This window comes from Mesorhizobium sp. M7A.F.Ca.ET.027.03.2.1 (assembly GCF_003999175.1).
Classification (GTDB): Bacteria; Pseudomonadota; Alphaproteobacteria; order Rhizobiales; family Rhizobiaceae; genus Mesorhizobium.
This window is the reverse complement of record NZ_RZOM01001812.1, coordinates 1-550: the sequence shown is the minus strand read 5'-3', so window position 1 is coordinate 550 and position 550 is coordinate 1. Positions and strand designations below refer to the sequence as shown.

Below are 550 nucleotides of genomic sequence, written 5' to 3'. Positions count from 1 at the left end.
GGTTTGAACAGCCACTTTGGCTCCGCACAGGCTGTTTTGGCCTTGGAACTTCGACAAATTTTCGGGCAGGACCGCAGCCACAGTTCCCGATTTCAGAAACGTGACGAAATCTACCTGCTTCAGACGGTCTGCCTTCACCGTAAACGTGGCCCAGCCGACCTTGATGCGGCCAGCCGTCAGGGCGGGAATCTGGGAAGCGAACGGAATTCGCTTCAGATCGAGTTTGACCCCCATCAGCTTTGCGGCCACCTGCGAGAGCTCGACGTCCAGGCCCGCGGGTTCACCCTTTTCATCCGTAAATTCGAATGGCGCATAGTCGAGGCCACTGGCGATCGACAAAGTTCCAGAGTCCTTGACGTCGCTCGTAAGCGGAAGATCGGCGGATAGTGTCGGATACACGGTCAGTGCTGCGAACGCGGCCGTCAGAAATACCCTCTTCATAATTGCTCCCCGTTAGGATTGTTGTGACTAGGGAGAGAAGATCACATAACTTTGACTGAATCGAATGGATATCATTCATCGACATTATGAGTGCGGTTCATAATAGCAT

General features: G+C 53.5%; 1 protein-coding gene. It reads right to left on the bottom strand.

The features are described 5' to 3' along the window. The coding region (locus EN750_RS38210; protein ID WP_127399512.1) for a transporter substrate-binding domain-containing protein at nucleotides 1-441 on the bottom strand (441 nt) is incomplete at its 3' end. Between the last annotated feature and the right edge of the window lie 109 nt (nucleotides 442-550).